Raw genomic sequence first — 26,490 nt, 5'->3', positions numbered from 1 at the left:
TTCATCGTCATGCCCGGGCCTGACCTGGGCATCCAGTCTATCCACCCATCACCGGATCCCCGGGTCTTCGCCCGGGGATGACGAGAGAAAGACCGTTAAGCAACCGGCCAGTTGTCGATGAGACGCGTGCGGCCGATATGCGCCGCCGCGAACAGGCGGCTACCCTTTTGCGCGCTGGCGATCGGCGCAAGCGTTGCTTCATCGCACAGCGCCACATAGTCGACACGGGCAAAACCGCCTTGCAGCAGCCGCGCCGTCGCGGCGGCGAGGATCGGCGCCGCGTCGTCGGCTGAGGCCAATTGCCTGGCCGTCTCTGCCAGGATCTGCGGCAGCATCGCAGCCTGCTTCCGTTCCGACGGCGACAGGTAGCGGTTGCGCGATGAAAGGGCCAGGCCATCGGCTTCGCGCACGGTCGGCACGCCGACGATTTCCACCGGCATATCGAGATCGCGCGCCAGGCATCGGATGACCTGCAATTGCTGGAAATCCTTCTCGCCGAAATAGGCGCGATCGGGCAGGCTCTGCAGCAGCAGCTTCGAGACGATGGTGGCAACACCGCCGAAATGGCCGGGCCGCGCCACGCCATCGAGATGCGTGGTGATGCCGCTGACCGTCACCGATGTTGAAAAGCCCCGCGGATACATCTCCGTCACGTCCGGCGCAAAGAGCAGATCGCAATCCGCGCCGGCAAGCCTCGCCACATCGCCGGCTTCGTCGCGCGGATAGGCACTGAGATCCTCGGTCGGCCCGAACTGCGTCGGGTTCACGAAGATCGTCGCCACGACCCGGTCGTTTTCAGCCTTGGCGCGTTGAACGAGTGCCAGATGCCCTTCATGCAGCGCACCCATCGTCGGCACCAGGCCGACGGTGTGGCCGGCCTTGCGGAAGACGGCGATACGGGCGCGCAGATCGGCGACGCGGCGAACGATGGGCAAATCGGTCATGCGATAAGAATGCGTTGTGCGCTCAGCCGTGTTTCTTCATCGCACCGAAGATATGCTCCGGCCCCGGGAAGGAGCGGGCACGGACTTCCTCCGCATAGCGCTCCGCCGCTTCTTCGATCGCGTTGCCGAGTTCGGCATAACGCTTCACGAAGCGCGGCTTGAAGGAACTGAACAGGCCCAGAATATCCTCGGCCACCAGCACCTGGCCATCGCAGATGGATGAGGCGCCGATGCCGATCACCGGGACGGCCACGCGCGCCGTCACGGCCTGCGCGATCTGCTCCATGACACCCTCGAGTACGACCGAAAACGCGCCGGCCTCGGCAACGGCTACGGCATCGGCAACGATCGCTGCCGCTTCCTGGTCGCCGCGACCGCGGGCGCGGAAGCCGCCCAGCGTGTTCACCGATTGCGGCGTCAGGCCGACATGGCCCATCACGGGCACGCCGCGCTTGGCCAGAAAGGCCACGGTGTCAGCCATCTCACGCCCGCCTTCAAGCTTCACGGCCTGGCAGCCGGTCTCCTTCATGATGCGCGCCGCCGAGCGGAAGGCTTGTTCCGGGCTTTCCTGATAGGAGCCGAAGGGCATGTCGACTACGACCATCGAGGTTTTCGAGCCGCGCACGACCGCGGCACCATGCTGGATCATCATGTCCAGCGTCACCGGCAGGGTCGTGTCGAAGCCATAGAGAACCATGCCGAGCGAATCGCCGACCATCAGCAGGTCGACATGGGAATCGAGGCGCTGCGCCATCGGCATCGTATAGGCGGTGAGGCAGACCAGCGGTTCCTTGCCTTTGCGGGCAGCGAATTCCGGTACCGACAGGCGCTTCAGCACCGCGCCTTCATTGCTGCCGCTGGCATGGACGCTCATTTCCGCCTCCCTCGTGCAGGACGACTTAGGCCTGACCGCCTCGTCGCCAGTTCGCATTCCGCTGTTTTATGCGCGACATTCTGTCCGATCCTGCTGCACCGCACAACCGCTATCCGGGCATGGGAAGGACGCAAGCAGCGTATGGACTGCCCGCATATTCATGGGAGCCTTGCAGCCCCCCTTAGTGCCGCGGACGGCCGCCCCAATACTGGGCCATCACGAAATAGGTAAAGGAGGCACTCCAGGCAATGAGCACGAGGCCGGTCAGGGCCTCGATCCCGGCCAGCAGGCGCATGTCCGGGCTCAGCATCTCCGCATCGCCAAACCCGAGAGAAGTGTATGATTCTGCAGAGAAATTCAAATAATCAATAAAACTGCGCCGGTAATTGTCGGCAAACCCCATATTGAGACCTGTCCAGCTGAGCAACCAATAGGCGCCGGCAAAGGCCCAAATTTCGATCGTATGGGCTGCCATGCAGGCGATGACGCCGACGGTCACATGGGCTCGCCTGGAAACGATCTGCATGCGGGGCAACAGGTAGCTGGCCGCCATGCGCAGGGCTTCGTAATGAATGCCAATGGCGAGCAACACCATGGCCGAACCGAGAGTGAGAGTAATGAAGAACATGTGAACTGCTTCCGCTTCCCCGCCAAAACGGCTAAACCCTAATATCTGACGACCAGAACTTAGCAAAGCGCTGACGGCGCTCAGCCAATGGCAAATCAGACATAACCCCCGGACTATTTGCCTTAGAGCTTAGATGTATAAAGACAATAGCCTCATTCCCTCTGAAGCGATCCGCCTCGCCGCCCTCGGCCTGCTGTGGCAGGGCGAACGCAGTTATGCCGATCTGGCGCGGGAAATCCGCCATTTCGTCGGCCGCATCGTGGGGCCCTCGCTGGAATTGCTGGGACCGTCCCTGGAACTCTTCAAGATCGAGGGCCTGATCGAGGCCATCGACCCCAAGCAGCCGGCGGATTCGCAGATCATGCGCCTGACCCCGGACGGCCGGACGGAGCTGCGGCGCCTGATGACGACGCGCCTCCGGGGCCCGATGGGTGAGGTCAACAAGCTGATCATCGCCTTCAAAATGCATTTCTTCCGCTGCCTGACGCCCGAGGACCAGCGGCAGCAGGTCGACCTGATGATCGAGGCCTGCGACAGGGAATTGGTGCGGCTGGGTGACCTGCGCGCCTACCCGCCGGTCACGGCCGGGGGTGGCCACCTGCCCTCCTGGATCGACCTCGAGATCGCCGAAATCGGCGCCAGGCGCGCCTGGTTCGAGGGAATGAAGGCCCAGATTCCCGGATAATGCCGAAATTCATGGATTTTCCTGCCCCGGAACGGCCTTCCGCGGTTGTAGATGGGGATAAAGCTGCTTACTTGAAGTCCAGATGCCGCTCGTAACCCGTTTTGCGCCCAGCCCGACCGGATACCTCCATCTCGGCCACGCCTGTTCGGCGCTGGATGGATGGTCGCGGGCCCGGCGAGCTGGTGGAAGGTTCCTGTTGCGAATTGAAGACATAGACCGGACCCGCTGCCGGCCCGAATTCGAGGCCGCCATCGTCGAGGATCTTGCCTGGCTGGGCCTCGACTGGGACGGGCCGGTGCGGCGGCAATCCGATCATTTCGACGATTACCGCGCCGCCATCGCCCGCCTGCAGACTTTGGGCGTTCTCTATGCCTGCTTCTGTACCCGAAGGGATATCGCCGCCGCCCAATCGGCCCCACATGGGCCGGAGGGCCCACTTTATCCCGGTACTTGCCGCCATCTGCCCCCGGAGACTGCTTCCGCGCGCATGGAGGCCGGTGAACCCTATGCGCTGCGCCTCGATGTGGCCAAGGCCATGGCCCTGGCCGGTGCACTGACATTCGATGAGGAAGGGAGCGGCAGGCTCACGGCGCATCCCGAGCATCTTGGCGACGTGGTGCTGGCCCGGCGCGAGATTCCGTGCAGCTATCATCTCTGCGTCACCGTGGATGACGCCCTGCAGGGGGTCACGCTGGTGACGCGCGCCGAAGACCTGCTGCCGGCAACACATATCCATCGCCTTCTCCAGGCCCTGCTCGGCCTGCCGACGCCCCATTACGCCCACCACAAGCTCCTCACCGATGCACAGGGTGTACGCCTTGCCAAACGCGCCGGCGCCCCCAGCCTGCGATCCTTGCGCGAATCAGGGACAAGTCCTGCGGAAGTCAGGGAACTGGCCGGGTTTCCCAGCTAGTCGCCGGCCCGCGCATCGCTTATAGAAATGCAACGCCAATGAAGCAGATCTGATCATGGACCTCACTTTTCTCGGCCCCGAACTTGCCGCCTTCGCGCAGGTGATCCTCATCGACCTCGTGCTCGCCGGCGACAATGCCATCGTCGTGGGCCTGGCTGCTGCCGGGCTGCCGCCCAGCCAGCGCAACAAGGTCATCCTGGTCGGCATCGCCGCCGCCACGGTCCTGCGCATTCTTTTCGCCCTGGGCACGACTTATCTCCTGGCCGTTATCGGCCTGACCTTTGCCGGCGGTATCCTGCTGCTGTGGGTGTGCTGGAAGTTCTGGCGCGAACTCGAACACCAGCGCCGCGAGAACAAGCTGGAGAAGATGCGCCAGGGCCAGTCCCTCAGCGCGGAAGAAGAACAGGCACTGGCGGAAGGCGAATCGGCTCTGCCGGGTTCGGCTCCGGCCAAGACCATGATGCAGGCGACGATCCAGATCATCCTCGCCGACGTCTCGATGTCGCTCGACAACGTGCTGGCGGTGGCGGGCGCCGCGCATGAGCATCCCAAAGTGCTCATTTTCGGCCTCATCCTGTCGGTAGCCCTCATGGGTATTGCCGCCTCCTTCATCGCCAAGCTGCTGAAGCGGTTCCATTGGATCGCCTATGTCGGCCTTGCCGTCATCTTCTATGTGGCTGGCGACATGATCTGGCGCGGCTGGGCCGAGCTTGAACCGCTCATCAACGGCGCCTAGGGGCGGCGAGAGACGCCCAGTGCCAGCGCGCTGTACTGGGGATCGTCCGGCGTCAGGTAGCCGTGGCGGATGAGGAAGTCGATGATGACGAGCCCGACGTTGAACTTGAAATCCTCAGTCTCGGCCAGCAGCCGCTCGACTTCGGAAAGTGGCAGCAACCGGAAATCGGCGATCTCGCCATCATGGTTGCGCGGCACGAAGTCGGCCGGCAATTCCAGGTCGTAGACAAAGAGCGTGTCGTCGCGGAGGCAATTGTCCAGTTCCATCCGGTAGCTGAGTGCGCCGCAGGGTCGCGCGCGCCGCGCCAGTTCCTTGGGGATCGAGGCCTCTTCGGCCGCTTCCTTGATCAGGTTGTCGAAAGGCTTCACGCCGGACGGGAGACCGCCCGCCACCAGATGGTCGAGCTTGCCGGGTTCGATCGGCCGGTTGGCCGCGCGGCGTCCGACCCACAGCCAGATCTCGCCATCGCGCCGCACATAGCCGTTGAGATGCACGCCATAGGCCTTGACGCCAAAAAGCGGCACGCCGGCCCGTTCCAGGTCGAACAGGGGCTCGGCGCCGAAATGCGCGGCGATCGTGAAAAGCTCGTCGCGCCAGCCACGGATGAAACCTTCCTGGCGCAGCTCGCGCATGACGGAATCGATGGCCGCCGAGCGATAGTCGAAACTGTCGAGATGCTCGGCAACGCTCACCTGATCGGCGGCGACGCGAAAGACGCTCGGGAAGCGGCGCAGCTCGCTGGCCATATCGCGGCGCATGAAACCGACCTGCCGGGCATCGACCTTGAACGGCACATAGCGCGACAGGTCATGGCGATGGCAATTGTCGATACGGTCCATCAGGCTCATGCCGCCACCTGCGCCGCAAAGGGAATGGGTCGCCGCAAGCCAGCGATGAGCGGCAGATAATCCCGCTCCTCTGGCCCGATGAAACCGTGGCGGATGAGGAAGTCGATCAGCACCAGCGCAATGTCATACATGAATTCATCGGCCGAGCGCAGGCGATGGATCACTTCCGAGACGGGAATGAGTTCAAAGCCGGCCACTTCGCCATCCTGGTTGAGGGGGCGGAAACTCTCCGGCAATTCGAGATCGAAATTGAACTGCTGGCCGACCCGCAAGCCTTCCCCCGCTTCGATCAACAGGGTGATGATGCCGACCGGCAGCGCTTGAGCCGCGATCTCCGGTGGAATGCCCGCCTCTTCCTGGCATTCTTTGAGCAGATTCTCGGCCGGCGACAAGCCCAAAGGCTGGCCGCCGCCGACGATGAGGTCGAGCATGTTGGGATCGACCGATTTGGTGGGGGCGCGACGCGCGACCCAGATCTTCATCTCCCAGCCGCGACCGACGAAGCCGTTGAGATTGACGCCATAGGCCATGACACCGAAGAGCGGCGCCGCGGCGCGCTCCATCACCAGCAGCGGCGTCTCGCCATAGCTTTGCGTGACGGGATAGAGTTCGTCGCGCCAGCCCGGCACCCGGCCGCCCTGGCGCAGGCCGTCGAGAATTTCCGCCATCGCCGCACTGCGCGCGTCCGCCGTTGCGAGGGCGGGATGCATGCTGAAATCGGTTCCAGTCAGTTGGAAGATATCGGCATGGGCCGCCAGTTCTTCCGCCAGTTCAGGCTTCACCCAGCCGACATGGCGGCCGGCCACAACGAAGCGAAGGTAGCGCGCGAGGTCCGGCGCGGGATAACGGCGATATTGGCGCAGCAGGCTCATGATCCGGTCAATTCACGCGTGCCCAGTCGATCAGGCGGCGCAGGAAGGCGTCGCCCGCCGCCAGCTGATCCTTGTCGATGAACTCGTCCGGCTGGTGCGCCTGGGCTATATGGCCGGGGCCGCAGACGATGGCCGACATGCCGGCCTGCTGGAACTGTCCGGCTTCGGTCGAATAGGGAAGGCTCACCGTATCATTGGCGCCGGTCAGATGTTTCAACAGGGCTTCCGCCGCACCCTCATGTTCCTCGACCAAAGGCGGCGACGAGACGCGGGGCGTGGTGACGACATCCACCGCGGGCACCGCGCTGCGAAGTTCCTTGAGGCGCTTCTCGATGAAGGCCTGCAGGGGCACGAGCATCTGGTCGGGATGGCCGCCGGGAATGACCCGGAAGTCCCACAGGAATTTGCATTCGCGGGCGATGATATTGACCGCCGTGCCGCCACTGATATGGCCGATGTTGAAGGAACAATGCGGCGGGTCGAAGCTGCGGTCGAAGGGGCCATCGGTCTGGATGGTGCGATAGATGCGCGCCATCTCGTTCATCACCTCGGCGGCAAGTGCGATCGCATTGAGACCGCGATCCGGCTGGCTGGAATGCCCGTCCTTGCCGGTAACATGCGTCTCGAAGGAATAGACGCCCTTGTGCCGAACGCCGAGCTTCATGCCCGTAGGTTCGCCGATGATGGCCAGACGCGGCTTAGGGAGGTTCTGGCCGATCGCCTTCAGAAGATGCGGCGCGCCCAGGCAGCCCAGTTCTTCGTCATAGGAGAAAGCGAAATGGAGCGGCGTCTGCAGCGGCTTTGCCACCATCTCCGGAACCAGTGCCAGGCAAAGGGCGATGAAGCCCTTCATGTCGCTGGTGCCGCGGCCGACAAAGCGCTTCTCCGTTTCGACCAGCTTGAAAGGATCGCTGGTCCAGGGCTGTCCTTCCACCGGCACGACATCCGTATGGCCGGAGAGCACGATGCCGCCATCACGCTTGGGTCCGATCGTGGCCCAGAGATTGGCCTTCGGCTGGCCATCCGGCGCCGGCACGATATCGACCGCGACACCGTGCTGCTTCAGGAAATCGCCGATCCAATTGATCAGCGACATGTTGGAGCGGGCGGACACGGTGTCGAACGCGATGAGACGATCGAGGATGCCGACGAAACTTTCGTTCATGATGTTGGGCTGTCCGGACCTATGAGCTTGAGCCGACGGTCGCGGGCGGCAGCCCGATGAATGCCAGGAACTCCCGCCGCGTCGACGCATCGTTGCGGAAGGCACCCAGCATGCGGCTGGTCACCATCGACGTGCCGGCCTTGTGCACGCCGCGTGTGGTCATGCATTGATGGCTGGCATCGATCACCACGGCGACACCACGCGGCTGCAATTCGTCGTTCAGCGTGTTGGCAATCTGCGCGGTCAGCTTTTCCTGGATCTGCAGGCGCTTGGCGTAGCAGTCGAGCAGGCGTGCTAGCTTCGAGATGCCGACCACGCGCTTCCTGGGCAGATAGGCGATATGCGCGCGGCCGATGATCGGCGCCATGTGATGCTCGCAATGGCTCTCGAAACGAATGTCCTTGAGGACGATCATCTCGTCATAGCCATCGGTCTCGGAGAAGGTCCGGGTCAGGATGTCGGCCGGGTTGTCGGCATAGCCGCTGAAGAACTCGCGATAGGATTTGACCACGCGGCGCGGCGTGTCGAGCAGGCCCTCGCGCGTCGGATCATCACCGGCCCAGCGGATGAGGGTACGGACTGCTTCCTCTGCCTCGGCCTGAGTCGGGGCGCTGGTCGCGGATTTGGTGGATTTCGAGGGGACCTTGGCCACGGCCATGTTCCTTTCTGGAAGCGCGCGTATGCGCGAGATCAGTTCAAGCGCTTGGGCTGATAGGGGCTGTCGAGCGAGAAAGCGGGAATGTCGATATCGAACATCTCGCCGGTTTCGCTCTCCATCTCATAGGTGCCCACCATGATGCCTGACGGCGTCTTCAGCGGTGTCCCGCTGGTATATTCATAGGCTTCGCCCGGATGCAGGACCGGCTGCTCGCCGACGACACCGGCGCCGCGCACTTCCTGTACGCGGCCGAGGGAATCGGTGATGCGCCAATAGCGGTTGCGCAGCTGCACGGTCCGGTCGCCGCGGTTCTCGATGCGCACATGATACTTCCAGACAAAATGCGCCTCGTCCGGCGCCGATTGGTCGTCGAGATAGGTCGGCTCGACGCTGACCAGGATACTGCGGGTGGTTTGTTGATACATGAAGCTCGCCTTGTGGCGTCCGACGGAGCGCCCGATGAATGATCGGCGGCAGTTTAGATCGGATGCGCTCGTAAATCCAACTGCCCCAAGACCCTGCATCGACTGGGTTTATGGGATTGCAGGATTGTGGGATTGAGGGCGCGGCAGGCGCAGACCCCAAAGAAAACGGCGCCGGGTTGCCCCGGCGCCGTTCCGCAAAGCAGCGGTGTAGGCCTCGATTACTGAACGATGATCTCGGCGCGGCGGTTAGCCTGCTCCTTGACACCGTCAGCGGTCGGGACCGCGTTCTCGGCTTCGCCCTTCCAGGCGGTCGTGATGGCTTCGGCCGGGACGCCGGCAGCGATCAGCGCTTCGCGGACCGCATCAGAGCGGCGCTCGGAGAGCTTCTCGTTATAGGCGTCAGAGCCCGAACGGTCGGTGTGACCGGTGACCGAAATCGCGGTCGACTTGTTCGCACCGAAGTCCGCAACCACCTGGTTGACCACGGCCTGGGCCGCGTCATTGATGTTCGACTTGTCGAAGTCGAACAGCACCAGATAGACGTTCGGCGCCGGAGCCGGAGCTTCGACTGCAGGCGGAGCGGCTTCGAGTTCAGCCAGGGCCGCGAGGAGTTCGTCCTTGCAGGCGCTGATATGGTCGAACTGGAAGTTCTCTTCCTGCTGCTCGAGCCAGCAATCGAAACGGGCCTGAGCGCGGGCAGCGAGAGCCGCCTTGTTGTCGCGAGCGCCGCCGTCGAGGGCTGCCAGCAGGCGGCCACGAACGTCGGTGATCTCGCCCAGCGAATCAGCCGGCAGGTCACGGTTGGCCGGATCTTCCGGCTGGACAACTTCGCCACCGGCAGCAGCAAGGCCGCGGCGGGCGTAGTAGCCGGCGTCACGCCAATCGAACATTTCGTCGGCTTCGAACACGGCCAGATCGCGATATTCGGTGGTCAGCGCCTGGGTGAACGGCGTACCGCCGCTCGCTTCAGTCGTACGGATACGGTCGAGGTCGGTCGAGCAGGCTGCCAGAAATCCAACTGCCCCCAAAACCGCCAGAAGTCGCAATGCTTTCATTTTTGTCTCCTCGCTTTTGTTCAGCGCCGTCCCCAGGTTCCGATGCGTCGCCCATAGACGCTTCGCAACATCCCCGACTTCGGCTTATGCCTTAAACCTCGGCTGAGTTCGAAAACCGGTCAAACCAGTAGAAATCCCCCGGCGAAGCCAGCCCGAGTGCTGACATCTCTGGCACTATAGGTAAACGTCCCAGCGATGTCAAAAGCCCGAACGTCACAATTGGTTCCCCGGAAGTCTCCATTTTTGTTGATTCTGGGGGCATTTCTTAAACCTGTTCGTCGGCATAATTTGCCGCCGCCAGCCGGTCCGGCAGGCGCTCTCAGAGGCTGATCGTGGTTCCCCCGGGGACCATGGAGTCGGCCGGGTCGTGACTGACCAGAAGCACGGGAAGGTTGCGCGCCGCCGCGCGTTCCAGGACGAGGCTGCGAAACCTGCCTCGCAATGCAACATCGAGCTTGGCAAACGGCTCGTCGAGCAGCAGGGCCCGCGGTTCGGCGAGCAGGGTGCGCATCAAGGCGATCCGCGCCCGCTCGCCCCCGGAAAGGCTCGCCGGATCGCGTGGACCGAGCCCAGGGAGCTCGGCTTCGGCAAGGCCCGCTTCGATCCGGGCCAGCCGTTCCGAAGCCGGCAGCCCGGCCGGGAGACCGAAGCCCAGATTCTCGGCGACAGAAAGATGCGGAAACAACAGGTCGTCCTGGAACAAAATTCCTAACCTTCGCGCCTGCGTCGGCAGATGCCCGATGTCGACTCCATCCAGCAGGACCTGGCCGCGTGCCATGAAACCCGGCGGCAAGGCGCCGATCAGCCAATTGAGCAGGCTGGACTTGCCGCTCCCCGAGGGTCCCATCAGAACGACTGGCCGCCCCGCCTCGATCTCGCAGTCGATCGGGCCGAGAAGACGCTTGCCCTCCTTGAAGAGTTCGACCGCGCGCAGGCTGAGGTGGCTCATGGCGCCCGCCAATGACGAGGGCGCGCGATCCGCACGGCGAGGATGAAGAACAGGCCCGCCGCGACGGCCTGCAGGATTCCGTAGACGCCGACGACTCGGCGATCGCCTCCGGCGCTTAAGGAAACGGCCTCGCTGGCCAGGGTGGCGATGCGCCCTTCCCCGCCTTGAACGGTTGGCAAATAGAGCGAGAGCGAGATCGCACAGCCGACCGCCGCCGCCCAGGCCAGGGGACCGCGCAACAGCGGCAGCTTGATCTGCCGGAACACCGTCCAGGGCGATTTCCCCAGCGACACGCCCGCCCGCTCATAGCGCGGATCGAACGAGCGCCAGGGGTCCTTCAGGGTCAGGAAGACATAGGGGAAGACGAAGAGCAGATGCATCCACAGCACCGCGGCCCAGCTGCCGTTGCAGCCGATCAGCAGCAGCAGGATCTGCAGACCCAGCAGGAAACTCACCTCCGGCACCAGCAGGGGCAGGAACAACCATTTCTCGGCCGCGCGCACGACCGATTTGCTGAGCCGCCGCTCATGCTCCAGGCAGGCAAGGGCCAGAACGAGAGACAAGGTCGTCGCAATGACAGCCAACAGCAGGCTGGTGGCGAGCGGCGACCACAAGCCGGCAAGGCTGCGCTGCCAGCCAGAAAGACTGAACGCGTCGGGAAAGAGCGACGGATAGCGCCAGCTCTGCGCGAGCGACCAGAGCAACAACGCCCCGAGCGAGAGGAACGTCAGCGCGACGGAGGCGATGCCGACACCGCGCAGGGTCGCAGCGAACGGGACCGACACGATCCGCGGCCAGCGCCGCCCGCCCCGGCTCAACCAGCCGCGCGCCACGCGAACCACCGCGCGCTCGCCGAGCCACCATGTAAGGATCGCCGCCGCCACGAGCGACACCTGAAGCAGGGCAGCGGCACCCGCCAGAAAGCGCTGCGCAAGATCCGGGTCGTTGGTCCATTTCAGAATGAGAACAGGCAAGGTCACGGGAGTCGTCGGCCCGAGGATCAGCGACATGTCGACCACCGAGAGGCCATAGGCAAGAACGGCGAGGATGGGAAACCGCACCAGCGGATAAAGCCGCGGCAGGACCAGCTTCATCCAGGCCATGCCGTCGCTGTAGCCGAGCGCGCGCGCCACCAGCATGTGCTGCGCCGGCCCGATCTGGCGCAGGGCCGTCGCCATGGCCACGAACAGAAACGGCGTCTCCTTCAGGAGGAGGCCAAGGGCCAGGGTGAGGCCTTGCTCCCTCGGCACCAGTTCCACATCCGGCGGCAGAGGCAGCAGGCCGGTCAGGGCATCAAGGCCGCGCATCAACCAGCCGGACGGTGCCAGGACAAAACCGAGGCCGAGGGCCATGGCGACATGCGGCACGGCAAGGACCGCGACGGCCAGACGTTGCGGCCAGCCCTGCCGTGCCGCGCCGCACGGATCGACCAGGGCGACGAGGGCAAAGGCTGCGCTGGTCGCCGCCAGTGTCGCCAATGTGCCGGCAAGGAGCGTGGTGCCCAGCGCCGGCAAGGTGCGCGGATCGTCGGCCAAGGTGCGGAAAGCGTCCAGGGACAAGCTCCGCCCTCCCAGCGCCGGCAGGTAGCCGAACCCGATCGCCAGGACGAAGACGAGGCCGAGGCAGATCGACCCCACCAGCAGCAAAAGCGCCGCCGCCGGGGCGAGCTTTCCGGTATCGACCTGCAGGCGGATGTCGCGCCGCGCTCTCACGCGGCCTCAATGGCCATAGAGCTGGGTCCAGCGCGCCTCGATCGCCGTCATCCAGCTGGGATGCGGCTCCGGCAGGACCGGGCCGAGCGCGTCCGCGGAGAGTGTTGCAATCCCGCGCGGCAGGGCGTCGAAGGCCAGCCGCGCCTCGGGCGGCAGCAGCTTCATCTCCAGCACGGTGGGATCGCCCCAGATATCGGCATTCTCCTTGCGCAGTTGCGCTTCCGGCGACAGCAGGAAGTTGGCGACGACCAAGGCGCCTGCCTTGGCATTGGCGTTGAAGGGAATGGCGACGAAATGCGTATTGCCGATCGTGCCGCCATCGAGCACGAAACTGCGCACCGTGTCCGGCAGCAGGCCTTGCGCAATCGCCGAAGAGGCATCGCCCGGGTTGAAGGCCATGGAGATGTCGATCTCGCCATCGTTCAACAATTGCCGCAGCGCCGTGCTGGAAGTCGGATAGCTTTTCCCGGCCCGCCACAGATGCGGCGTCAAGTCGGCCAGGTAATCCCACAAGGGCGCGGTCATGCGCGCGAAGCCGCTCGCATCGAGCGGATGGTCGAACGGCGTGCGATCGACAGCGAGCGACAGAAGGAACTGCTTGAGCACGGTCGAGCCGATGAAATCGGGCGGCGCCGGATAGGTGAAGCGTCCTGGATTGGATTTGGCGAAAGCCAGCAACGCCGCCAGCGAGCGCGGTGGCTGGGGCACGCGCCGGCTGTCGTGAAAGAAAACGAGCTGCGCCATGCCCCAGGGCGATTCATAGCCGTCGGTCGGCACCGTGAAGTCCGACAGAACCGTGGGCTTCACCAGCGGATCAACGAACTTCATATTGGGCAACAGATGGATGATCGGGCCGAAGAGCAGATCCTGCCGCTTCATCGCCGCGAAGTTCTCGCCATTGATCCAGATGAGGTCGATGCCGCCGCCATCCGTCTGCCCGGCGATCTTGCCGGCCAGCACCCGCGTCACCGCTTCGGCGGTGTCGGCGAGTTTCACATGCTGGAGGGTGACGCCGAATTGCGCCGCCAGTTCACGTCCCGCCCAGGCGATATAGTCGTTGATCCGCTGGTCGCCGCCCCAGGCGTTGAAATAGACGGTCTGGCCACGGGCGGCGGCAAGGGCCGCGTCAAAGCTTGCCGGCGGCGTGTCGGCGCGGGCCGGTTGGCCCCAGAGCGGCACCGTCAGCCCCAGGGACAACCCGGCCAGAATCACGTCGCGTCGGGTCGAACCTGTCGTCATCTGCCCATCTCTCCCGCCATCCCTGCTGTCTTCCAGCGATTCTATACGCGGGAAACCGTAGATTGTTTCACCACGGCGACGCAATCGGCCAGCGGGATCGGGGTCGAGCGTCTTGAACCCGGCGCCGCGATCCCCTATAAATCGCCCCCAGCAGCCGCCCCGCTATGCGGGCCGCCCTGCGGGTGTAGCTCAATGGTAGAGCAGAAGCTTCCCAAGCTTACGACGGGGGTTCGATTCCCCTCACCCGCTCCAACTTCCTCTCCCCATCGCCGCAGCTCCGCTATTCCTGGTCCTTGGCGGGCGCCGTGAACCACTTGTCCTTCGGCACGATCAACGGTTCGGGTGGCTGCTCGTAATATTGCGGCGACATGATCTGGACGCCGTAGGTGTTGAAGACGTCCTGGATCTTGCCATGGAGCGCCGACAAGGCGCCAAGCCGTTCCATCGGCGTTTCCACCGCGGCAAACAGTTCATATTCGGTATAGAAATCGGTCAGCGCGCGCTGGAAGACATAGGGCGCCGGGGATTTGCACAGACCGTCGACCTGGTCGGCGGCCATCAACAGCATGGCGTGCACCTGGCGCCAGGGCGTATCGTAGCCGATGGTGATCTTGGTCGATATCTGCGACGCGCTGCTGGCGAAGCGTTGCGAGTAGTTCTTGATCGAATTTTCAATGAGCACCGAATTCGGAATGGTCACTTCCTCGTTGCTCATGGTGACGAGCTTGGTCGAGATCGCTCCCACCTCCGACACCATCCCCTCGACCTCGCCGATGCTGACGAAATCGCCCACATGCAGGGCACGCGTATAGGCGAGCACGGTGCCGCTCATCATCTGCGAGACGACGCCGGTCGAACCCAGCGAGATCATCAAGCCGAAGAGCACGCTGAGTCCCTGGAAGGCCAGGCTGTCGGAACCGGGAATGTAGGGATAGGCGACCGCCAGAGCGACACCCCAGATGATGAAGCGCAGGATCTGCCGCGTCGCGCGCACCGTATCCGGCTGCACGAAGGGCAGCGCCACGCGGCGGCTTTCGACGGCCACGGCCACATTGGACATGGCGCTGCTGAATGCCTGGGCGATCAGGAAAATCACGGCCACGGTGATGATGCCGGGAATGGCGCTGACCGCCTTCAAGCCCAGATCGCTCGCCACCTCGACGAAGAAGCCGCCTAACCGATCCCCCACCGGACGCGTGATCGGAAACTGGCCGAGCAGGAATGCCAGCCACAGATAAATCAGGATGAGAATGGCGAAGCCAGTCGCCAGTTGTACCAGCCGGGCGGTCAGTACATAGCCATATTGTTGCCATTGCAGATGGCCCTTGGCGGCCTTTTCGATCCGCGACGAAATCAATCGGTGAAACCAGGCGCCAACCCGCAGGCGCAAGCGCCAGACAATCCAGGTCACCACCGCCAGCAGCAAGGTGGCGGCGATCGAAAGGCCAACACCGCGCAGAAGGACCGGGAGTCTCTTCTGCTCCAGCCGCGCCGCGAACGCTTCCTCCAGTTTGCTTTTCGCTTCCTCGGCCAGAAAATCGACGCTCAGCGGGTATTCGGGATCGACGTCACCAGGGGCAATGCCGAACAGCAGATTGCCGCCGATTGAAAGTATCACACCACTCTTGTCACCCCAGGTGACCGGTTGCACCGCGATTGGCTGAGCCAGTACGTCGTCGGAGAGTTCGATCATCCGTTCGTGGGAGCGCGCGGCGCGCTCGGCCGGCGTCGTCGTGCCGATATTGCTGCGGAACGTGAAGATCGGCCGGTTCAGATAGGAAAGCGTTGCTTCATTCTGGGTCGCTGCAGTATCGCCAAGGTCGGCCTGCTGCGCGCAAGCGACGCCCTGAGGCGCCAGAAGGATCGCTGCTGCGAGGAGGACGACTCTAAAGGTGTTTCGCAAGTAGGTGGTCATCGAACTCCCCCTGCCGAACTGTTCGCGAAATTTCTATACCCCGGCCGCAGCGCCGGATAAGGCAGCCGCGAAGGCGCGTTAATTCCGAAAAACATCCTGATATGATTGAGAACCGGGGACTTTGACGCAGGTCAAACGAGCGGTTGATCGGCATTTTGTCCCAAATCGGCCGGGGCAACTTACGGTGGTTTGCGGAACCTTATCCTAGATGCTAAATCGGGCTCCGATACCCGGCGAACAACCGACCAAAATCCGAAGAAACACGCTTGTAATGAGGCTTTCCGATGACTGAGACGACGCAGATCACCCTCCTTGACGGCGGCATGGGCCGCGAATTGTTGCGGATGGGTGCGCCATTCCAGCAGCCGGAATGGTCGGCGCTGGCGCTCCTCGAGGGACCCGATTTCGTGCGCCGTGCGCATGCCGCCTTCATTGCGGCGGGGGCTGAGATCATCACCACCAATTCCTATGCCGTGGTGCCCTACCACATCGGCGACGCGCGCTTTGCCGCGCGCGGCCAGGAACTGGCCGACCTCGCCGGGCGCCTCGCGCGCCAGGCGGTCACGGAATCCGGCAAGGCGGTGCGGGTTGCAGGATCGTTGCCGCCGCTGTTCGGTTCCTACCGGCCCGATCTTTTCAATGCGGCGCAGGCGCAAGACCTGTTGAAGCCGCTCATCGCCGGCCTGAAACCGCATGTCGATTTCTGGCTCGCGGAAACGCAGAGCGCCTTGGATGAAGCCCGCGAAGTGGCCAAGGGCCTCAAAGGCGATTCGAAGCCGCTGTGGCTGTCGTTCACCCTGCAGGACGAACATCCCGATCCCGCGATCCCGCGCCTGCGCTCCGGCGAGACCGTGGTCGAGGCGGCGAAGCTCGCGCATGAACTGGGCGCCGCCACCTTGCTGTTCAATTGCAGCCAGCCGGAAGTGATGGGCAACGCCATCGATGTGGCACGGGCCGAATTGAAACGGCTCGGCTCAAGCATCAAGGTCGGCTGCTATGCCAATGCCTTCCCGCCGCGGAACGAGGAAGAGGAAGCCAACGGCACGCTGAGCGACATCCGCGCCGATCTCGATCCCAAGGGCTACCTGGCCTTTGCCAAGGACTGGCAGCAACGCGGCGCCGAGATCATCGGCGGCTGCTGCGGCATCGGGCCGGAGCATATCGCGGCACTCAAAGAGAAACTCGCCTAACCCCAGGGCGACAAACCCACAACGCGTTTGAGGGATGCGCGAGGGGGCTTGCAAAACAACCCCCTCCTCCCAATTTCCCACATGTGCAGATTGGACCCGGTCTCGCACCGGCCAGATCATTCGCGGCAATAGTCGATATCTGACGAATGAATTGGGCCTTGGCCCATCGATCCCCCATATCCCGACAACGACATCAGGAATGCTTTGCTTTCCACGGTCGCCCATCTGTCGGCCAGGAGGCTCGAAATGACGGTAGAACATCAGTATCTGGAACGCTCACAGCGCCATATCGGCATTGTCGATATGGTCATTCTGGCGGCGCTGGCCGGCCTCGGCTACGCCGTCAGCAGCAATCTCGGGGCACCGATGCCCGCCCACGCCACCTCAACCCATATTGCCAACAAGGCCATGCAGCAGATCTGCAGCGAGGAAGAATTGCGGCAGATGAAGTCGGGGCCGGAGACCTGCTACCTGCCAATCAACACGGACAGGCACGAATTCACGCTGGCCCCGTCGAGCAAGGAGGGCACCGCCCTGCGCAATGCCGGCCGGCAGGCACCGAGCAGCTAGAACCGCTTACCCGGTCTCACTCATCGTCGCGGTAGGGAATGGTCCATTCCTCGCCGCGGGCGGTGGTGATGTATTCCGGCCAGCGATATTGGTGCGGGACCTTGAAGTCCTTGGGCAGCAGCGGCGCCAGCCATTTGCTGCCGCCGATGCCGCCGCCGGTGCGCTCGTTGAACTCGTCGGTCGCGGCCTGCAGCAGGTCCGGCTTGCTGAAAAGATCGAGCAGGGTGGCGCCGATGGTCTTGGCGGACGTCTGGATCATGGGATCGATGGTGGCGGGAATCCCACCCAGCGCGTTCGCGACCCAATCCGGATAGGTATAGCCCTGCGGCGCCGACAACATCGGCCGCGCCACGATGAGGCGCACGGTCGGGCAATGCCATGTGTAGTCCGGATAATCGTCGGAAGTGAGATACTTCTGCCATTCCGGCATCTGCTTGCGCATCAGCCGCTCGCATTCCTGCGGCGAGATCAGGCTTTCGGTCGCCGGCAGGAAAGGCTTCTCCATCGGATCGAGGCCGAGATTGCGCTGCATCTCCTGCGCCACGCGGATCGCCTCGCCTTCCCATTTGGGTGCGCCGACGAGGGCCAGATTGTCATAGGTCGCCTGGGCGATCGTGTGATTGGCTAGGCCCGGCCGGCTTTTTGCGACCCAGGTCTTCTTCCATTTGCAGAAGGTGGCTTTCGCCGCCGCCTCGGCATTGTTGTCCATGACATTGCTGATGATCTCCGCCTGCTCGATCGAATCCGTGCGCAGCATATAGTCGATCTGCGATATCTGCGGCGTGAGATTGTCGGCGGTCGCCTGCCCCGCGGTCAGGATCGCCTCGTTGAAGCTCCACAGCCCGGTGAAGGGCAGCATGGAGCGGCGCAGGCTTTCATTGAGCGAATAGAAATGGATGAGCGCGTCATTGGCGCCGGGTGCGCGCGCGGCTAGATGATTCTGCGGGATCGGGCTGTATTTGTCGGACGCGATCCAATCCTGCGGCGCATCGCAGGTGAACGTATAGATGTAGTTATAGCCGACACCGCAATGGGTGTCCCAGATCGTGGTATTGACCATGGGCAGCATATAGGCGGGATGAAAGCTCACCGCCGCATCGAGGTCGTCGTAATAGCCCTTGGCGGCATGGATGGGCTTCGACGCCCGCACTTTCTCCGCCGGTTCGCCGAAGACCTTGAGCGTGCCCTTGATGCCGAACTTCTCCATCGCCGCCTTGGTGGCGAGCGCGCCGCCGAAGGCGCTCATCCCGAGCGCCGAATGCGGATCGGTATGGCCGGGCGCATATTTGGAGAGACCCTTGCGCGGTTCCTGCCGCGTGGTCGCCGCCTGGCAATTGCCAGGAACGGCATCGTATTCGACGTAAGTTGCAATGGTCGGCCCGGCGCCGTTCTTCCAGCTGGCCATGAACGCCGTCGGCATGCCGCCGGAGCCAGCCTCGACCTCAAAACCTTCGGCACGCAGCTTCTCGACATACCAGGCGGAGGATTTGTATTCGCGGAACGCCGGCTCGGCGAAATGCCAGATCACTTCGTGCCATTTGGAAAGCTGGCTGGCATGGCCAGCCACCCAATCGAGCACGAATTGCTTTTCTGCGCTGACACTCATGGATATCTCCCGGCGATTCTGATGTCGCGCGGGATGCTAGCGCAAGGCACACGGCAGAGCCACAGGCGTATCGTGTCAGGGACGTCTGAACTGACTTAGAAACGACAAGTAAGCCTGCAGATTCTCGGCGGCGCCGCGGGGATTTTTGTCAGTGCGCAACGTCGAGGCGCCGTGTACGCCACCAGATTTCGGCATAAACTGTGCCTTTGCCGAACTGGCAGCCGAGGCCAGAATGACGCCGGAATTCGCTTGCTCACCGTCGCCTTGCGTGATGAAGATGGGAACGTTCACTTTGGCAGCGGCGCGACGGACGGCATGGTCGTCGGAAAGATATTCGCCCGGCGAAAATGCAGCGAGACCGGCGATCTCTCCAGGATGAGCCGCCGCCAACAGAAAGACCAGCGACGCCGAGTAGCTGGATCCCATCACGACAATCGGCACGGAGCCATCGGTCGTTTTCGCCCATGACAACGCCGCCTCAAGATCCATCAGGGCGGATTCATAGGTACTCGACGCGCCACGCAATTCAACTGTCGCATTGGTCCCGAAAAGATTCCCGCCGGAGCGCTGGTCGATGGCGAGAACGGTGAAGCCCGCAGCCACAAACCTTTCCGCAAGCGGCGCGTATTCCCCATGGCTGGACGACGCCTGATGAAAGGCGAGCAGGATCGGCGCGCCTTTTCCCGCGGACCAGACCTCGCCATAGACGGTGGTTCCATCGGCTGCAACCAGGTCGACCGGCTCTGCCATGGCCTGACGGTCGACAATGACCATGCCGATCGAAAGGGCGATAACCGTCGCGATCAAAAGATTCTGCATTTGCATTAGCCCGCTGGTACGCCTCTGTATTCGCGGGAACCGGGTTTCTTGTTACGCCTTGGCGTAAAGGTAGGTTGCGAGCAACACCCAGCGCCGCGCCTCATCTGTCTTGCCAGGCTTGGCTTGCAGCGGCGTGGTGTAGTGCCAGAACGGCAGGCGATAGATGGTGAGGAACCCCAACCCATGCACCGGCACCATCTCGGTGAAGTGCCCGCCCTTGGCGTAAACCAGATATTGGTGGTCGACGCCTTTCGACGACAGCGAAAGATGGAGGTCGAGATAGCCGCCGGCTGCGCGCGCGTTTTCCGGATGATGGTCGTTATGCGGACCGGCATAGTCGCCGGGGCCGTAGCAGAGCACCTGCTGGCCGCTCTTGCGGTCAAGCCTGCGTCCCGCGATCTGTTCGGCAAAGACCGCCATGCTCTCCGACTTCAGCAGGTCGACGACACCCAGCTCCTGCGCGCGCAGCGACGCGGCATCGCGCTTGCGCTCGAGATAGGCGGTCTGCACGCGCACGGTCTTGGGTAGCCATTCTTCGTAATCGTGCTTCATCTCCCAGATCGTTTCCGGCGGGATCGGATCGCTCATGGGCGTGAGCAGCGGCAGCAGATGTTCCTCGAGCACCAGGCGCAGCGCATCCGCCTTGCCCTTGGCGACCATGCCGTCAAGCGCCAGGAAGCGGCGCCTGGGGTCGGCCAGGGCGCCGCAGAGATCGGCCCGGCCGCCTAAAATCCGGAGGCCGGCCGGGGTGAGCAGATCCTCGAACTCGCGCGGGACCGAAGCCCGCTTGCTCACATCGCCTCCAGCTCGTCGATGAAGCCGGAGACGACGCCGAGGCCCTTCGACCAGAAGGCGGGATCGGCCGCATTCAATCCGAACGGCGCCAGCAATTCCTTGTGCCGCTTGGTGCCACCCGCCCTGAGCATGTCGAGATACTTTTCGGCAAAGCCTTCGTTGGCACCGCGATAGACCGCGTAAAGCGAGTTCACCAGGCAATCACCGAAAGCATAGGCATAGACATAGAACGGCACATGGATGAAGTGCGGGATATAGGACCAGTAGACGCCATAGGCGCTGTCCTTATCCAACTTGATCCCCGCCCCCAGCGCCTCGCGCTGCGTCTCCAGCCAGATCTCGGCAATGCGTTCCGGCATCACTTCGCCAGCGCGGCGTTCGTCATGCAGGACGGTCTCGAAATTGTGCATGGCGATCTGGCGCACGACCGTGTTGAGCATATCCTCGACCTTGCCGGCCAGCAGGATGCGGCGCTTGGCCGGGTCCTGCTCGCGCGCCAGCAGCGACTGGAAGGTCAGCATCTCGCCGAAGACGGAGGCCGTCTCCGCCAAGGTGAGCGGCGTGTCGGCCAGCAGCGCACCTTGTGGTCCCGCCAGCACCTGATGCACGCCGTGCCCCAGTTCATGCGCCAGGGTCATCACGTCGCGGGTGCGGCCATGATAGTTGAGGAGCAGGTAGGGATGCGCCGACGGCACGGTCGGATGCGCGAAGGCGCCCGGGTCCTTGCCAGGCCGCGACGGCGCGTCGATCCAGTTCTTCTCGAAGAATTGCCGCCCGACATTGGCAAGCTCCGGCGAGAATTCATGATAGGCGTCGAGCACGCTTTTGGTCGCCTCGGCCCAGGGAATGAGTCGGTCGTCGTCGCGCGGCAGCGGCGCATTGCGGTCCCAGAAATCGAGCGCCTCGACGCCCATCCATTTGGCCTTGAGCTTGTAGTAGCGGTGGCTGAGCTTCGGATAGCTCTGCTTGACCGCTGCCACCAGCGCGTCCACCACCTCGTCCTCGACCTGGTTGGCGAGGTTGCGCGAAGAGACCGGGCGCTTGAACTGGCGCCACTTGTCCTCGATCTCCTTGTCCTTGGCCAAGGTATTGGTGACGAGTGCGAAGATGCGCTGGTTTTCCTTGAGGCCCTTGTTGAGCCCCATCGCCGCCGCCTTGCGCTTGGCGCCGTCGCGATCGGTCAGCAGGTTGAGAACCTCGTTGCTGGTCAGCTTCTGCCCATCGACGTCGAAGCGCAGTTCCGCCATCGTCTCGTCAAAGAGGCGGTTCCAGGCTTGGCGGCCGGAGATCGATTTTTCATGCAGCAGCCGCTCGGCCTCGTCGGAAAGCTGATGCGGGCGGAAGGCGCGCACGGCATCCAGCCAGGACTGATAGCGCTGCAGCGGCCGATGCGTCAGCTGCTTGGCCAGAACCGCATCCTCGATCTTGTTGATCTCGAGGGTGAAGAACAGCGTCTCGACCGAGATGAGGTTGAGTCGTTCCGAGATGTTCTGCTGGAAGCGCGCCAGCTCGGGGTCGGCCATGTTGCCCGCATAGGCAAGCTGGGCATAGGAGCCGACGCGACCGGCCAGATCCTGCATCTTTTCATAGGCGAGCAACGCGGCCAGCAGTTCGGCACCCGAGAGGCCGGCAAGCTTCCCCTCATATCTGCGCTTGAACTCGCCCGATTGGGCGGAGAGCGACTGGAGATCGCGCTCGATCGCGGGGTCATTGGTCGCAGCGTAGAGATCGGCCAGATTCCAGTTGGGCAAGGGGCCGAGATCAGGTTTTTCAACAGGCTTCGCAGGTGCAGCAGTCATATTTGTCACGCTCATGGGCTTGATTGCGTCATGGCCACCTTATATGGGGATTCAGACGGGTGCGCCAAGCGCCCATCGGGTTATTGTCGGGGGAGCGGCCAAAAGCATGGATTACGACCGGATCGCCAGCCTGCCGCGCCTGTTTTTCGACCAGGCGGCCAAGCTCGGCGACAAGCCGCTCACCTATCGGCGCGCCGATGGAAGCTGGCAGCCGGCAAGCTGGGCGGCGACGGCGGCCGAGGTGCGGGCGCTGGCCAGCGGCTTGATCGCCCAGGGTGTGGAACCCGGCGACCGCGTGGCCCTGGTCGCCGAAAACAGGCCGGAATGGCTGATCGCCGATCTTGCCATCATGACGGCCGGCGCCATAACCGTGCCGGCCTTCTCAACCAATACCAGCGAGGACCATCGCCATATCCTCACCCATAGCGGGGCGAAAGGCGTCATCTATTCCGGCGGCACCATTGCCGCCCGCCTGCTGCCGGCAGCCTTCCAGGCGCCGGAGCTGAAATTCGTCATCGCCATGGATCATCCCGACAAGCCCCTGCAGATGCCGTTCCGCCAGTTCGACTGGCACGAGGCGACGGGGACGGAAAGCAAGGATGCCGAGATCGACCGGCGCCTCGGCCTGCAGACGCGTGGCGATACCTGCTGCATCATCTACACCTCCGGCACCGGCGGCACACCGAAGGGCGTGATGCTGAGCCATGGCTCCATCCTCTGCAACATCAAGGGCGCCTATAAGCTGCTGCTCGACGTGGGGCTCGGCGACGATCGCTTCCTTTCCTTCCTGCCGCTCTCCCATTCCTACGAGCATACGGCGGGCCAGTTCCTACCCATCTCGATCGGCGCCGAGATCTGGTATGCCGAAAGCATCGAGCGGCTGGTCGACAACATGGCCGAAGTACGGCCGACCATCATGACCGCCGTACCCCGGCTCTATGAAGCCGTGCATACGAAGATCCTGCGCGGCCTCGCCAAGGCGCCCAAGTTGCGGCAGCAACTCTTCTGGCTCGCCTATCGCCTGGGGCGGAAGGCTTATGAGCAGCCGGGCTCCCTCACCTTCGTTGAAACTTTGCTCAACAAACTGTGCGACGCCCTGGTGCGCAAGAAGGTGCAGCAGCGTTTCGGCGGGCAGCTCAAGGCCTTCGTCTCGGGCGGCGCCGCGCTCAATTACGAGATCGGCATCTTCTTCCTGGCGCTGGGTGTCCGCCTGCTGCAGGGCTATGGGCAGACCGAAGCATCGCCGGTCATCAGCGCCAACATGCCGAGCAAGATCAAGATCGATACGGTGGGCCCGATCTTCGACGGCCTCACCGCGCGCATTGCCGAGGATGGCGAGATCCTGGTGAAGGGCGAAGCGGTCATGAACGGCTATTGGCGCGATCCGGAATCGAGCGCCAAGGCCGTGGTCGATGGCTGGCTGCACACCGGCGATATCGGCGAGTTCGACGCCGACGGCTATCTCAAGATCACCGACCGCAAGAAGGATATCATCGTGCTGTCGGGCGGCGATAATGTCTCGCCGGCCCGGGTCGAGGGCTTCCTGGTCCTGCAGCCGGAAATCGCCCAAGCCATGGTCCATGGCGACAAGCACCCGCACCTCGTTGCCCTCATCGTGCCCGACGAGGAATTTGCGAGGGATTGGGCGGCGAAAAACGGCAGCGCGGATTTGGCAGCCCTGGCCGACAATTCCGACTTCCACAAGGCCGTCGGTTCCGTCATCGACCGCGTCAACGGCAGCCTGTCGCCGATCGAGAAGATCCGCCGCTATACGCTGCTGCCGGAAGGCTTCACCATCGACAACGGCATGCTGACGCCGAGCCTCAAGATCAAACGCCACAAGATCCGCGAAAAGTGGGGCGGATCGATTGCAAAGATGTATGAGCGGGGGTAGAGCGCCGTTCTGGCCCGCATCCGTCACCTGAAGCGCACCCCCACCCTAACCCTCCCCCTGAAGGGAGAGGGAATCTCACCGAGTTTGCTGCAACGCTCGCGCGAGCTCAGGCCCAAAAGCCCTCTCCCTTCAGGGGGAGGGTTGAGTGGGGGCCGATTTGAAAACTCTCACCAACCTCACCGCTCCCATCCCCATCGGGAATCGCTCGGGCAGCAAGCGGCCGTTTCGTCTCGGCCGCGACGTGGGCGGCTGCCTGCCGTCCCAGGAGGGGAACCCGGTCACCGCGTCGGGTCCAGCGGGGGCCGGCATATCCATCTGCGGCCCGAGGGGAGCGTCCTGTGACCCGGGACTCGCGGGGGATCGCTCATCCAGCCGATCCGGGAGGCCGGTTGCAGCCACCGGCCCAGGCTGCCCCCGGTGGAAGGGGAGCGATATGGTCGGCCTGCGCCCCGACCGGGGCTTGCGCCGAAGACAACCGAGCGATTCCGGATGGGCACCGGAGGGACTGTGTGCACCAGCATACTAGTATCAAATTCCTAGCCAATTGTCAAGAACAAAAAGGGAACTACGCGTCCTAGGTGCGAACCTTCGCTTACACCCCCACCCTGCCCTCCCCCTGAAGGGAGAGGGTTCCTGGAGCGAGGTTGATCGTTCAAGCGCGGTCCAAAGCCCCTCTCCCTTCAGGGGGAGGGGTTGGGGTGGGGGTGGGGGTGCTGCGGAAACACCCTCAGCGTTCGATGACGCTCTTGCGCGCGGAAGACTTACTCGCCGGATCCTTCACTGGCCGCAGGCCGATCTCGTTTGGCGCGTGCCGGTGGCCGGACCCCGCCTCGGGGGTGTAGCGGAGTGCGTCGGCAAGTGCGGCGGGCATGGAAATGGGATTGTGCAGCCGGCCCGACCGCACGTTGCCCAACAGGCCGTTAAGCCAGTCAGTGAGGAAGCGCGCGAATTCCGCCTTGTTGTTGAAGGCCGGCGCGAAAGTGCCGCTGACGAAGGAGAGCAAGGCCTCCTTGGCGCGTTGATCAGGATCGCGCGCAGTGGCGCCTGCGCGTTCCGCCATGACCAGCCAATAGACCTGCGATCCGTTCTTGGTCTTGCGGGTCCGCTGGATGCAATCGAATTGGTGAATATCCGGCCATTTCGCCTCCTTCACTTTCCAGGTGAGGCGTCGGACGACGCCATCCTCCCGGATCGAGAGATGGTCGAAGGGACTGCCAGGCAGGAAGCGCGCCGCGAAAAACACGAACATCGGCACGCCAGCGCAGAACATGAAAAGCGGCACGATGATAAAGAGAATGATCGAGGGGTTGTCCTTGAAGTTCCTCATGTCCTGGATGGCGTCCGGTACCGTCTTCGAGGAGATGAAGACCAGCATCCCCAGCCAGACCACCATGAAAAGAGCCCCGAAAAGCGCCGCCTGCCGGCTGGGCGCCAGACGTATCGGCAGATCGATCCTGCGCAAATCCCCGTTCTCCAATGCCCCCTCCTTCATCATCCGCCCCCATGACCGCAGACACGCCTGACTGCATTTATGCTCTTACCGTCGAATTCATCGTTCAACCGTGCTGCGTCGTGCCTTGCCGAGAGGCGGCTTCTCACCCAGTCCGGACGCGTATTCAGATACAGACATCAAGAGTTCCCGTGGCACAGAAACTTGATCGGGCAGCGGCGCCCGGCGCGATTGCGTCAGCAACTCGTTCAGCCAATCTGCCAGCAACGCTCCGGTTTCCTGTCCGGTCGCACTCATCGGGCCAAACTCGGCAGCATCGACAGCAAACAGCGCTCGGCGGATCCTATCGCTATCGACCCGGGATATTTTTAGTGGCTCGACAAGCAAAAACCATGAACGTCTTCTGGCGCGATCAAAGAAAGGTATGTGCTCCAAGACAGCAAACTGCCCGATCTCATCCCAGCGAACTTTTCTGGACCGCAACATATACCGCCGCCTGATCCCCTCTTGGTCGATTTCGATATGGTCCAAGGGACTACCGCGCTGCAGGCAGGAAACAAAAACGGCCCCATACCAGGCATTGGCGACGAACAGCAGCACCGCCATGGCTGAGAGCGACGATAAAGAAAACGCGCCCTGCAGCGCTGCCCGAACAAATAGCAGGTCGATGACAGCAATCAGCGTGCCCATCAAGAAGGCGCCAAGGCGAATTTGGCCCCGATGTGGAACGACCCTAAATGGCAGTTTCA

25 protein-coding genes and 1 tRNA gene are annotated in these 26,490 nt (G+C 63.2%); 7 read left to right on the top strand and 19 right to left on the bottom strand.

Features of this window, described 5'->3' with window-relative positions:
• Nucleotides 1-95: 95 nt before the first annotated feature.
• The 3 genes from panC to ACE3OA_RS12655 form a co-directional block, all read right to left on the bottom strand.
• Complete coding sequence (gene panC, locus ACE3OA_RS12665) at nt 96-944, bottom strand: pantoate--beta-alanine ligase (RefSeq protein WP_374311161.1); 849 nt, start codon at nt 942-944, stop codon at nt 96-98.
• A 22-nt stretch (nt 945-966) separates the two neighbouring features.
• A complete protein-coding gene (gene panB, locus ACE3OA_RS12660; protein WP_374311159.1) occupies nt 967-1,818 on the bottom strand; it encodes a 3-methyl-2-oxobutanoate hydroxymethyltransferase in 852 nt (283 codons plus the stop codon).
• A 181-nt stretch (nt 1,819-1,999) separates the two neighbouring features.
• Entirely contained in the window at nt 2,000-2,446 is a 447-nt protein-coding gene (locus ACE3OA_RS12655) for an ion channel (protein WP_374311157.1), read from the bottom strand.
• A 133-nt stretch (nt 2,447-2,579) separates the two neighbouring features.
• Here ACE3OA_RS12655 and ACE3OA_RS12650 point away from each other — a divergent pair, with 133 nt between their 5' ends.
• The 3 genes from ACE3OA_RS12650 to ACE3OA_RS12640 all read left to right on the top strand — a co-directional run bounded on the left by ACE3OA_RS12650 (nt 2,580) and on the right by ACE3OA_RS12640 (nt 4,780).
• Nucleotides 2,580-3,131: a hypothetical protein gene (locus ACE3OA_RS12650; protein ID WP_374311155.1), complete on the top strand. Its 552-nt coding sequence runs from the start codon at nt 2,580-2,582 to the stop codon at nt 3,129-3,131.
• Nucleotides 3,132-3,213: 82 nt separating this feature from the next.
• Nucleotides 3,214-4,044 carry a tRNA glutamyl-Q(34) synthetase GluQRS gene (gene gluQRS, locus ACE3OA_RS12645; protein WP_374311153.1) on the top strand — a complete coding sequence of 277 codons (831 nt, stop codon included), beginning with the start codon at nt 3,214-3,216 and terminating at the stop codon, nt 4,042-4,044.
• Nucleotides 4,045-4,099: 55 nt separating this feature from the next.
• A complete protein-coding gene (locus tag ACE3OA_RS12640) occupies nt 4,100-4,780 on the top strand; it encodes a TerC family protein (protein ID WP_374311151.1) in 681 nt (226 codons plus the stop codon).
• Here the strand turns inward: ACE3OA_RS12640 and ACE3OA_RS12635 are convergent.
• From ACE3OA_RS12635 to ACE3OA_RS12595, 9 genes are all read right to left on the bottom strand, one after another.
• On the bottom strand, nt 4,777-5,628 hold the full coding sequence (locus ACE3OA_RS12635) for a DUF4743 domain-containing protein (RefSeq protein ID WP_374311149.1): 852 nt from the start codon (nt 5,626-5,628) through the stop codon (nt 4,777-4,779). The two genes, ACE3OA_RS12640 and ACE3OA_RS12635, sit on opposite strands and share 4 nt — an antisense overlap.
• On the bottom strand, nt 5,625-6,500 hold the full coding sequence (locus ACE3OA_RS12630) for a DUF4743 domain-containing protein (protein ID WP_374311147.1): 876 nt from the start codon (nt 6,498-6,500) through the stop codon (nt 5,625-5,627). Before ACE3OA_RS12630 ends, ACE3OA_RS12635 begins: the two co-directional genes overlap by 4 nt.
• A 7-nt stretch (nt 6,501-6,507) precedes the next feature.
• Entirely contained in the window at nt 6,508-7,665 is a 1,158-nt protein-coding gene (argE, locus tag ACE3OA_RS12625; RefSeq protein ID WP_374311145.1) for an acetylornithine deacetylase, read from the bottom strand.
• Nucleotides 7,666-7,684: 19 nt separating this feature from the next.
• Complete coding sequence (gene folE / locus ACE3OA_RS12620) at nt 7,685-8,323, bottom strand: GTP cyclohydrolase I FolE (RefSeq protein ID WP_374311143.1); 639 nt, start codon at nt 8,321-8,323, stop codon at nt 7,685-7,687.
• Nucleotides 8,324-8,355: 32 nt separating this feature from the next.
• A complete protein-coding gene (apaG, locus tag ACE3OA_RS12615; protein ID WP_374311141.1) occupies nt 8,356-8,748 on the bottom strand; it encodes a Co2+/Mg2+ efflux protein ApaG in 393 nt (130 codons plus the stop codon).
• Nucleotides 8,749-8,966: 218 nt separating this feature from the next.
• A complete protein-coding gene (locus ACE3OA_RS12610) occupies nt 8,967-9,803 on the bottom strand; it encodes an OmpA family protein (protein ID WP_374311139.1) in 837 nt (278 codons plus the stop codon).
• A 319-nt stretch (nt 9,804-10,122) separates the two neighbouring features.
• Entirely contained in the window at nt 10,123-10,752 is a 630-nt protein-coding gene (locus tag ACE3OA_RS12605; protein WP_374311137.1) for an ATP-binding cassette domain-containing protein, read from the bottom strand.
• Complete coding sequence (locus ACE3OA_RS12600) at nt 10,749-12,464, bottom strand: ABC transporter permease (protein ID WP_374311135.1); 1,716 nt, start codon at nt 12,462-12,464, stop codon at nt 10,749-10,751. The genes ACE3OA_RS12605 and ACE3OA_RS12600 overlap by 4 nt, the downstream gene beginning before the upstream one ends.
• 6 nt (nt 12,465-12,470) lie before the next feature.
• Nucleotides 12,471-13,703: an ABC transporter substrate-binding protein gene (locus ACE3OA_RS12595; protein ID WP_374311133.1), complete on the bottom strand. Its 1,233-nt coding sequence runs from the start codon at nt 13,701-13,703 to the stop codon at nt 12,471-12,473.
• A 178-nt stretch (nt 13,704-13,881) separates the two neighbouring features.
• Between ACE3OA_RS12595 and ACE3OA_RS12590 the strand changes: the two genes are divergently transcribed.
• Nucleotides 13,882-13,955 (top strand) — tRNA-Gly (locus tag ACE3OA_RS12590).
• A gap of 28 nt (nt 13,956-13,983) precedes the next feature.
• On the opposite strand, the gene ACE3OA_RS12585 is transcribed toward ACE3OA_RS12590, so the two are convergent.
• Nucleotides 13,984-15,618 (bottom strand): mechanosensitive ion channel family protein, encoded by a 1,635-nt coding sequence (locus tag ACE3OA_RS12585; protein WP_374311131.1) that lies wholly within the window; start codon nt 15,616-15,618, stop codon nt 13,984-13,986.
• A gap of 284 nt (nt 15,619-15,902) precedes the next feature.
• Between ACE3OA_RS12585 and ACE3OA_RS12580 the strand changes: the two genes are divergently transcribed.
• Together ACE3OA_RS12580 and ACE3OA_RS12575 are read left to right on the top strand one after the other, a co-directional pair.
• Nucleotides 15,903-16,808 carry a homocysteine S-methyltransferase family protein gene (locus ACE3OA_RS12580; protein WP_374311130.1) on the top strand — a complete coding sequence of 302 codons (906 nt, stop codon included), beginning with the start codon at nt 15,903-15,905 and terminating at the stop codon, nt 16,806-16,808.
• Nucleotides 16,809-17,054: 246 nt separating this feature from the next.
• Nucleotides 17,055-17,378: a hypothetical protein gene (locus ACE3OA_RS12575; protein WP_374311129.1), complete on the top strand. Its 324-nt coding sequence runs from the start codon at nt 17,055-17,057 to the stop codon at nt 17,376-17,378.
• A gap of 16 nt (nt 17,379-17,394) precedes the next feature.
• Here the strand turns inward: ACE3OA_RS12575 and ACE3OA_RS12570 are convergent, their stop codons facing one another.
• The 4 genes from ACE3OA_RS12570 to ACE3OA_RS12555 all read right to left on the bottom strand — a co-directional run bounded on the left by ACE3OA_RS12570 (nt 17,395) and on the right by ACE3OA_RS12555 (nt 22,397).
• Complete coding sequence (locus ACE3OA_RS12570) at nt 17,395-18,984, bottom strand: amidohydrolase (protein WP_374311128.1); 1,590 nt, start codon at nt 18,982-18,984, stop codon at nt 17,395-17,397.
• Between the two features lie 75 nt (nt 18,985-19,059).
• Nucleotides 19,060-19,803: an alpha/beta hydrolase gene (locus ACE3OA_RS12565; RefSeq protein ID WP_374311127.1), complete on the bottom strand. Its 744-nt coding sequence runs from the start codon at nt 19,801-19,803 to the stop codon at nt 19,060-19,062.
• 51 nt (nt 19,804-19,854) lie between these two features.
• Complete coding sequence (locus ACE3OA_RS12560) at nt 19,855-20,598, bottom strand: hypothetical protein (protein ID WP_374311126.1); 744 nt, start codon at nt 20,596-20,598, stop codon at nt 19,855-19,857.
• Nucleotides 20,595-22,397, bottom strand: coding sequence for a M3 family oligoendopeptidase (locus tag ACE3OA_RS12555; protein WP_374311125.1), 1,803 nt, complete (start codon nt 22,395-22,397; stop codon nt 20,595-20,597). Before ACE3OA_RS12555 ends, ACE3OA_RS12560 begins: the two co-directional genes overlap by 4 nt.
• Nucleotides 22,398-22,503: 106 nt before the next feature.
• Here ACE3OA_RS12555 and ACE3OA_RS12550 point away from each other — a divergent pair, with 106 nt between their 5' ends.
• A complete protein-coding gene (locus ACE3OA_RS12550) occupies nt 22,504-24,291 on the top strand; it encodes a long-chain fatty acid--CoA ligase (protein WP_374311124.1) in 1,788 nt (595 codons plus the stop codon).
• Nucleotides 24,292-25,018: 727 nt separating this feature from the next.
• Here the strand turns inward: ACE3OA_RS12550 and ACE3OA_RS12545 are convergent.
• A complete protein-coding gene (locus ACE3OA_RS12545) occupies nt 25,019-25,753 on the bottom strand; it encodes a hypothetical protein (RefSeq protein ID WP_374311123.1) in 735 nt (244 codons plus the stop codon).
• 87 nt (nt 25,754-25,840) lie between these two features.
• Nucleotides 25,841-26,431, bottom strand: coding sequence for a hypothetical protein (locus tag ACE3OA_RS12540; RefSeq protein WP_374311122.1), 591 nt, complete (start codon nt 26,429-26,431; stop codon nt 25,841-25,843).
• Nucleotides 26,432-26,490 lie beyond the last annotated feature (59 nt).

Origin of the sequence: Dongia sp. (assembly GCF_041906375.1) — a bacterium.
Taxonomy (GTDB): Bacteria; Pseudomonadota; Alphaproteobacteria; order Dongiales; family Dongiaceae; genus Dongia.
This window is presented reverse-complemented; position numbering and strand designations above follow the sequence as displayed.

What these genes read in the sequence shown, in the direction of transcription:
- panC (WP_374311161.1), bottom strand. Translation starts at nt 944, where the DNA reads ATGACCGATTTGCCCATCGTTCGCCGCGTCGCCGATCTGCGCGCCCGT.
- panB (WP_374311159.1), bottom strand. Translation starts at nt 1,818, where the DNA reads ATGAGCGTCCATGCCAGCGGCAGCAATGAAGGCGCGGTGCTGAAGCGC.
- ACE3OA_RS12655 (WP_374311157.1), bottom strand. Translation starts at nt 2,446, where the DNA reads ATGTTCTTCATTACTCTCACTCTCGGTTCGGCCATGGTGTTGCTCGCC.
- ACE3OA_RS12650 (WP_374311155.1), top strand. Translation starts at nt 2,580, where the DNA reads ATGTATAAAGACAATAGCCTCATTCCCTCTGAAGCGATCCGCCTCGCC.
- gluQRS (WP_374311153.1), top strand. Translation starts at nt 3,214, where the DNA reads ATGCCGCTCGTAACCCGTTTTGCGCCCAGCCCGACCGGATACCTCCAT.
- ACE3OA_RS12640 (WP_374311151.1), top strand. Translation starts at nt 4,100, where the DNA reads ATGGACCTCACTTTTCTCGGCCCCGAACTTGCCGCCTTCGCGCAGGTG.
- ACE3OA_RS12635 (WP_374311149.1), bottom strand. Translation starts at nt 5,628, where the DNA reads ATGAGCCTGATGGACCGTATCGACAATTGCCATCGCCATGACCTGTCG.
- ACE3OA_RS12630 (WP_374311147.1), bottom strand. Translation starts at nt 6,500, where the DNA reads ATGAGCCTGCTGCGCCAATATCGCCGTTATCCCGCGCCGGACCTCGCG.
- argE (WP_374311145.1), bottom strand. Translation starts at nt 7,665, where the DNA reads ATGAACGAAAGTTTCGTCGGCATCCTCGATCGTCTCATCGCGTTCGAC.
- folE (WP_374311143.1), bottom strand. Translation starts at nt 8,323, where the DNA reads ATGGCCGTGGCCAAGGTCCCCTCGAAATCCACCAAATCCGCGACCAGC.
- apaG (WP_374311141.1), bottom strand. Translation starts at nt 8,748, where the DNA reads ATGTATCAACAAACCACCCGCAGTATCCTGGTCAGCGTCGAGCCGACC.
- ACE3OA_RS12610 (WP_374311139.1), bottom strand. Translation starts at nt 9,803, where the DNA reads ATGAAAGCATTGCGACTTCTGGCGGTTTTGGGGGCAGTTGGATTTCTG.
- ACE3OA_RS12605 (WP_374311137.1), bottom strand. Translation starts at nt 10,752, where the DNA reads ATGAGCCACCTCAGCCTGCGCGCGGTCGAACTCTTCAAGGAGGGCAAG.
- ACE3OA_RS12595 (WP_374311133.1), bottom strand. Translation starts at nt 13,703, where the DNA reads ATGACGACAGGTTCGACCCGACGCGACGTGATTCTGGCCGGGTTGTCC.
- ACE3OA_RS12585 (WP_374311131.1), bottom strand. Translation starts at nt 15,618, where the DNA reads ATGACCACCTACTTGCGAAACACCTTTAGAGTCGTCCTCCTCGCAGCA.
- ACE3OA_RS12580 (WP_374311130.1), top strand. Translation starts at nt 15,903, where the DNA reads ATGACTGAGACGACGCAGATCACCCTCCTTGACGGCGGCATGGGCCGC.
- ACE3OA_RS12575 (WP_374311129.1), top strand. Translation starts at nt 17,055, where the DNA reads ATGACGGTAGAACATCAGTATCTGGAACGCTCACAGCGCCATATCGGC.
- ACE3OA_RS12570 (WP_374311128.1), bottom strand. Translation starts at nt 18,984, where the DNA reads ATGAGTGTCAGCGCAGAAAAGCAATTCGTGCTCGATTGGGTGGCTGGC.
- ACE3OA_RS12565 (WP_374311127.1), bottom strand. Translation starts at nt 19,803, where the DNA reads ATGCAGAATCTTTTGATCGCGACGGTTATCGCCCTTTCGATCGGCATG.
- ACE3OA_RS12555 (WP_374311125.1), bottom strand. Translation starts at nt 22,397, where the DNA reads ATGACTGCTGCACCTGCGAAGCCTGTTGAAAAACCTGATCTCGGCCCC.
- ACE3OA_RS12550 (WP_374311124.1), top strand. Translation starts at nt 22,504, where the DNA reads ATGGATTACGACCGGATCGCCAGCCTGCCGCGCCTGTTTTTCGACCAG.
- ACE3OA_RS12540 (WP_374311122.1), bottom strand. Translation starts at nt 26,431, where the DNA reads ATGGGCACGCTGATTGCTGTCATCGACCTGCTATTTGTTCGGGCAGCG.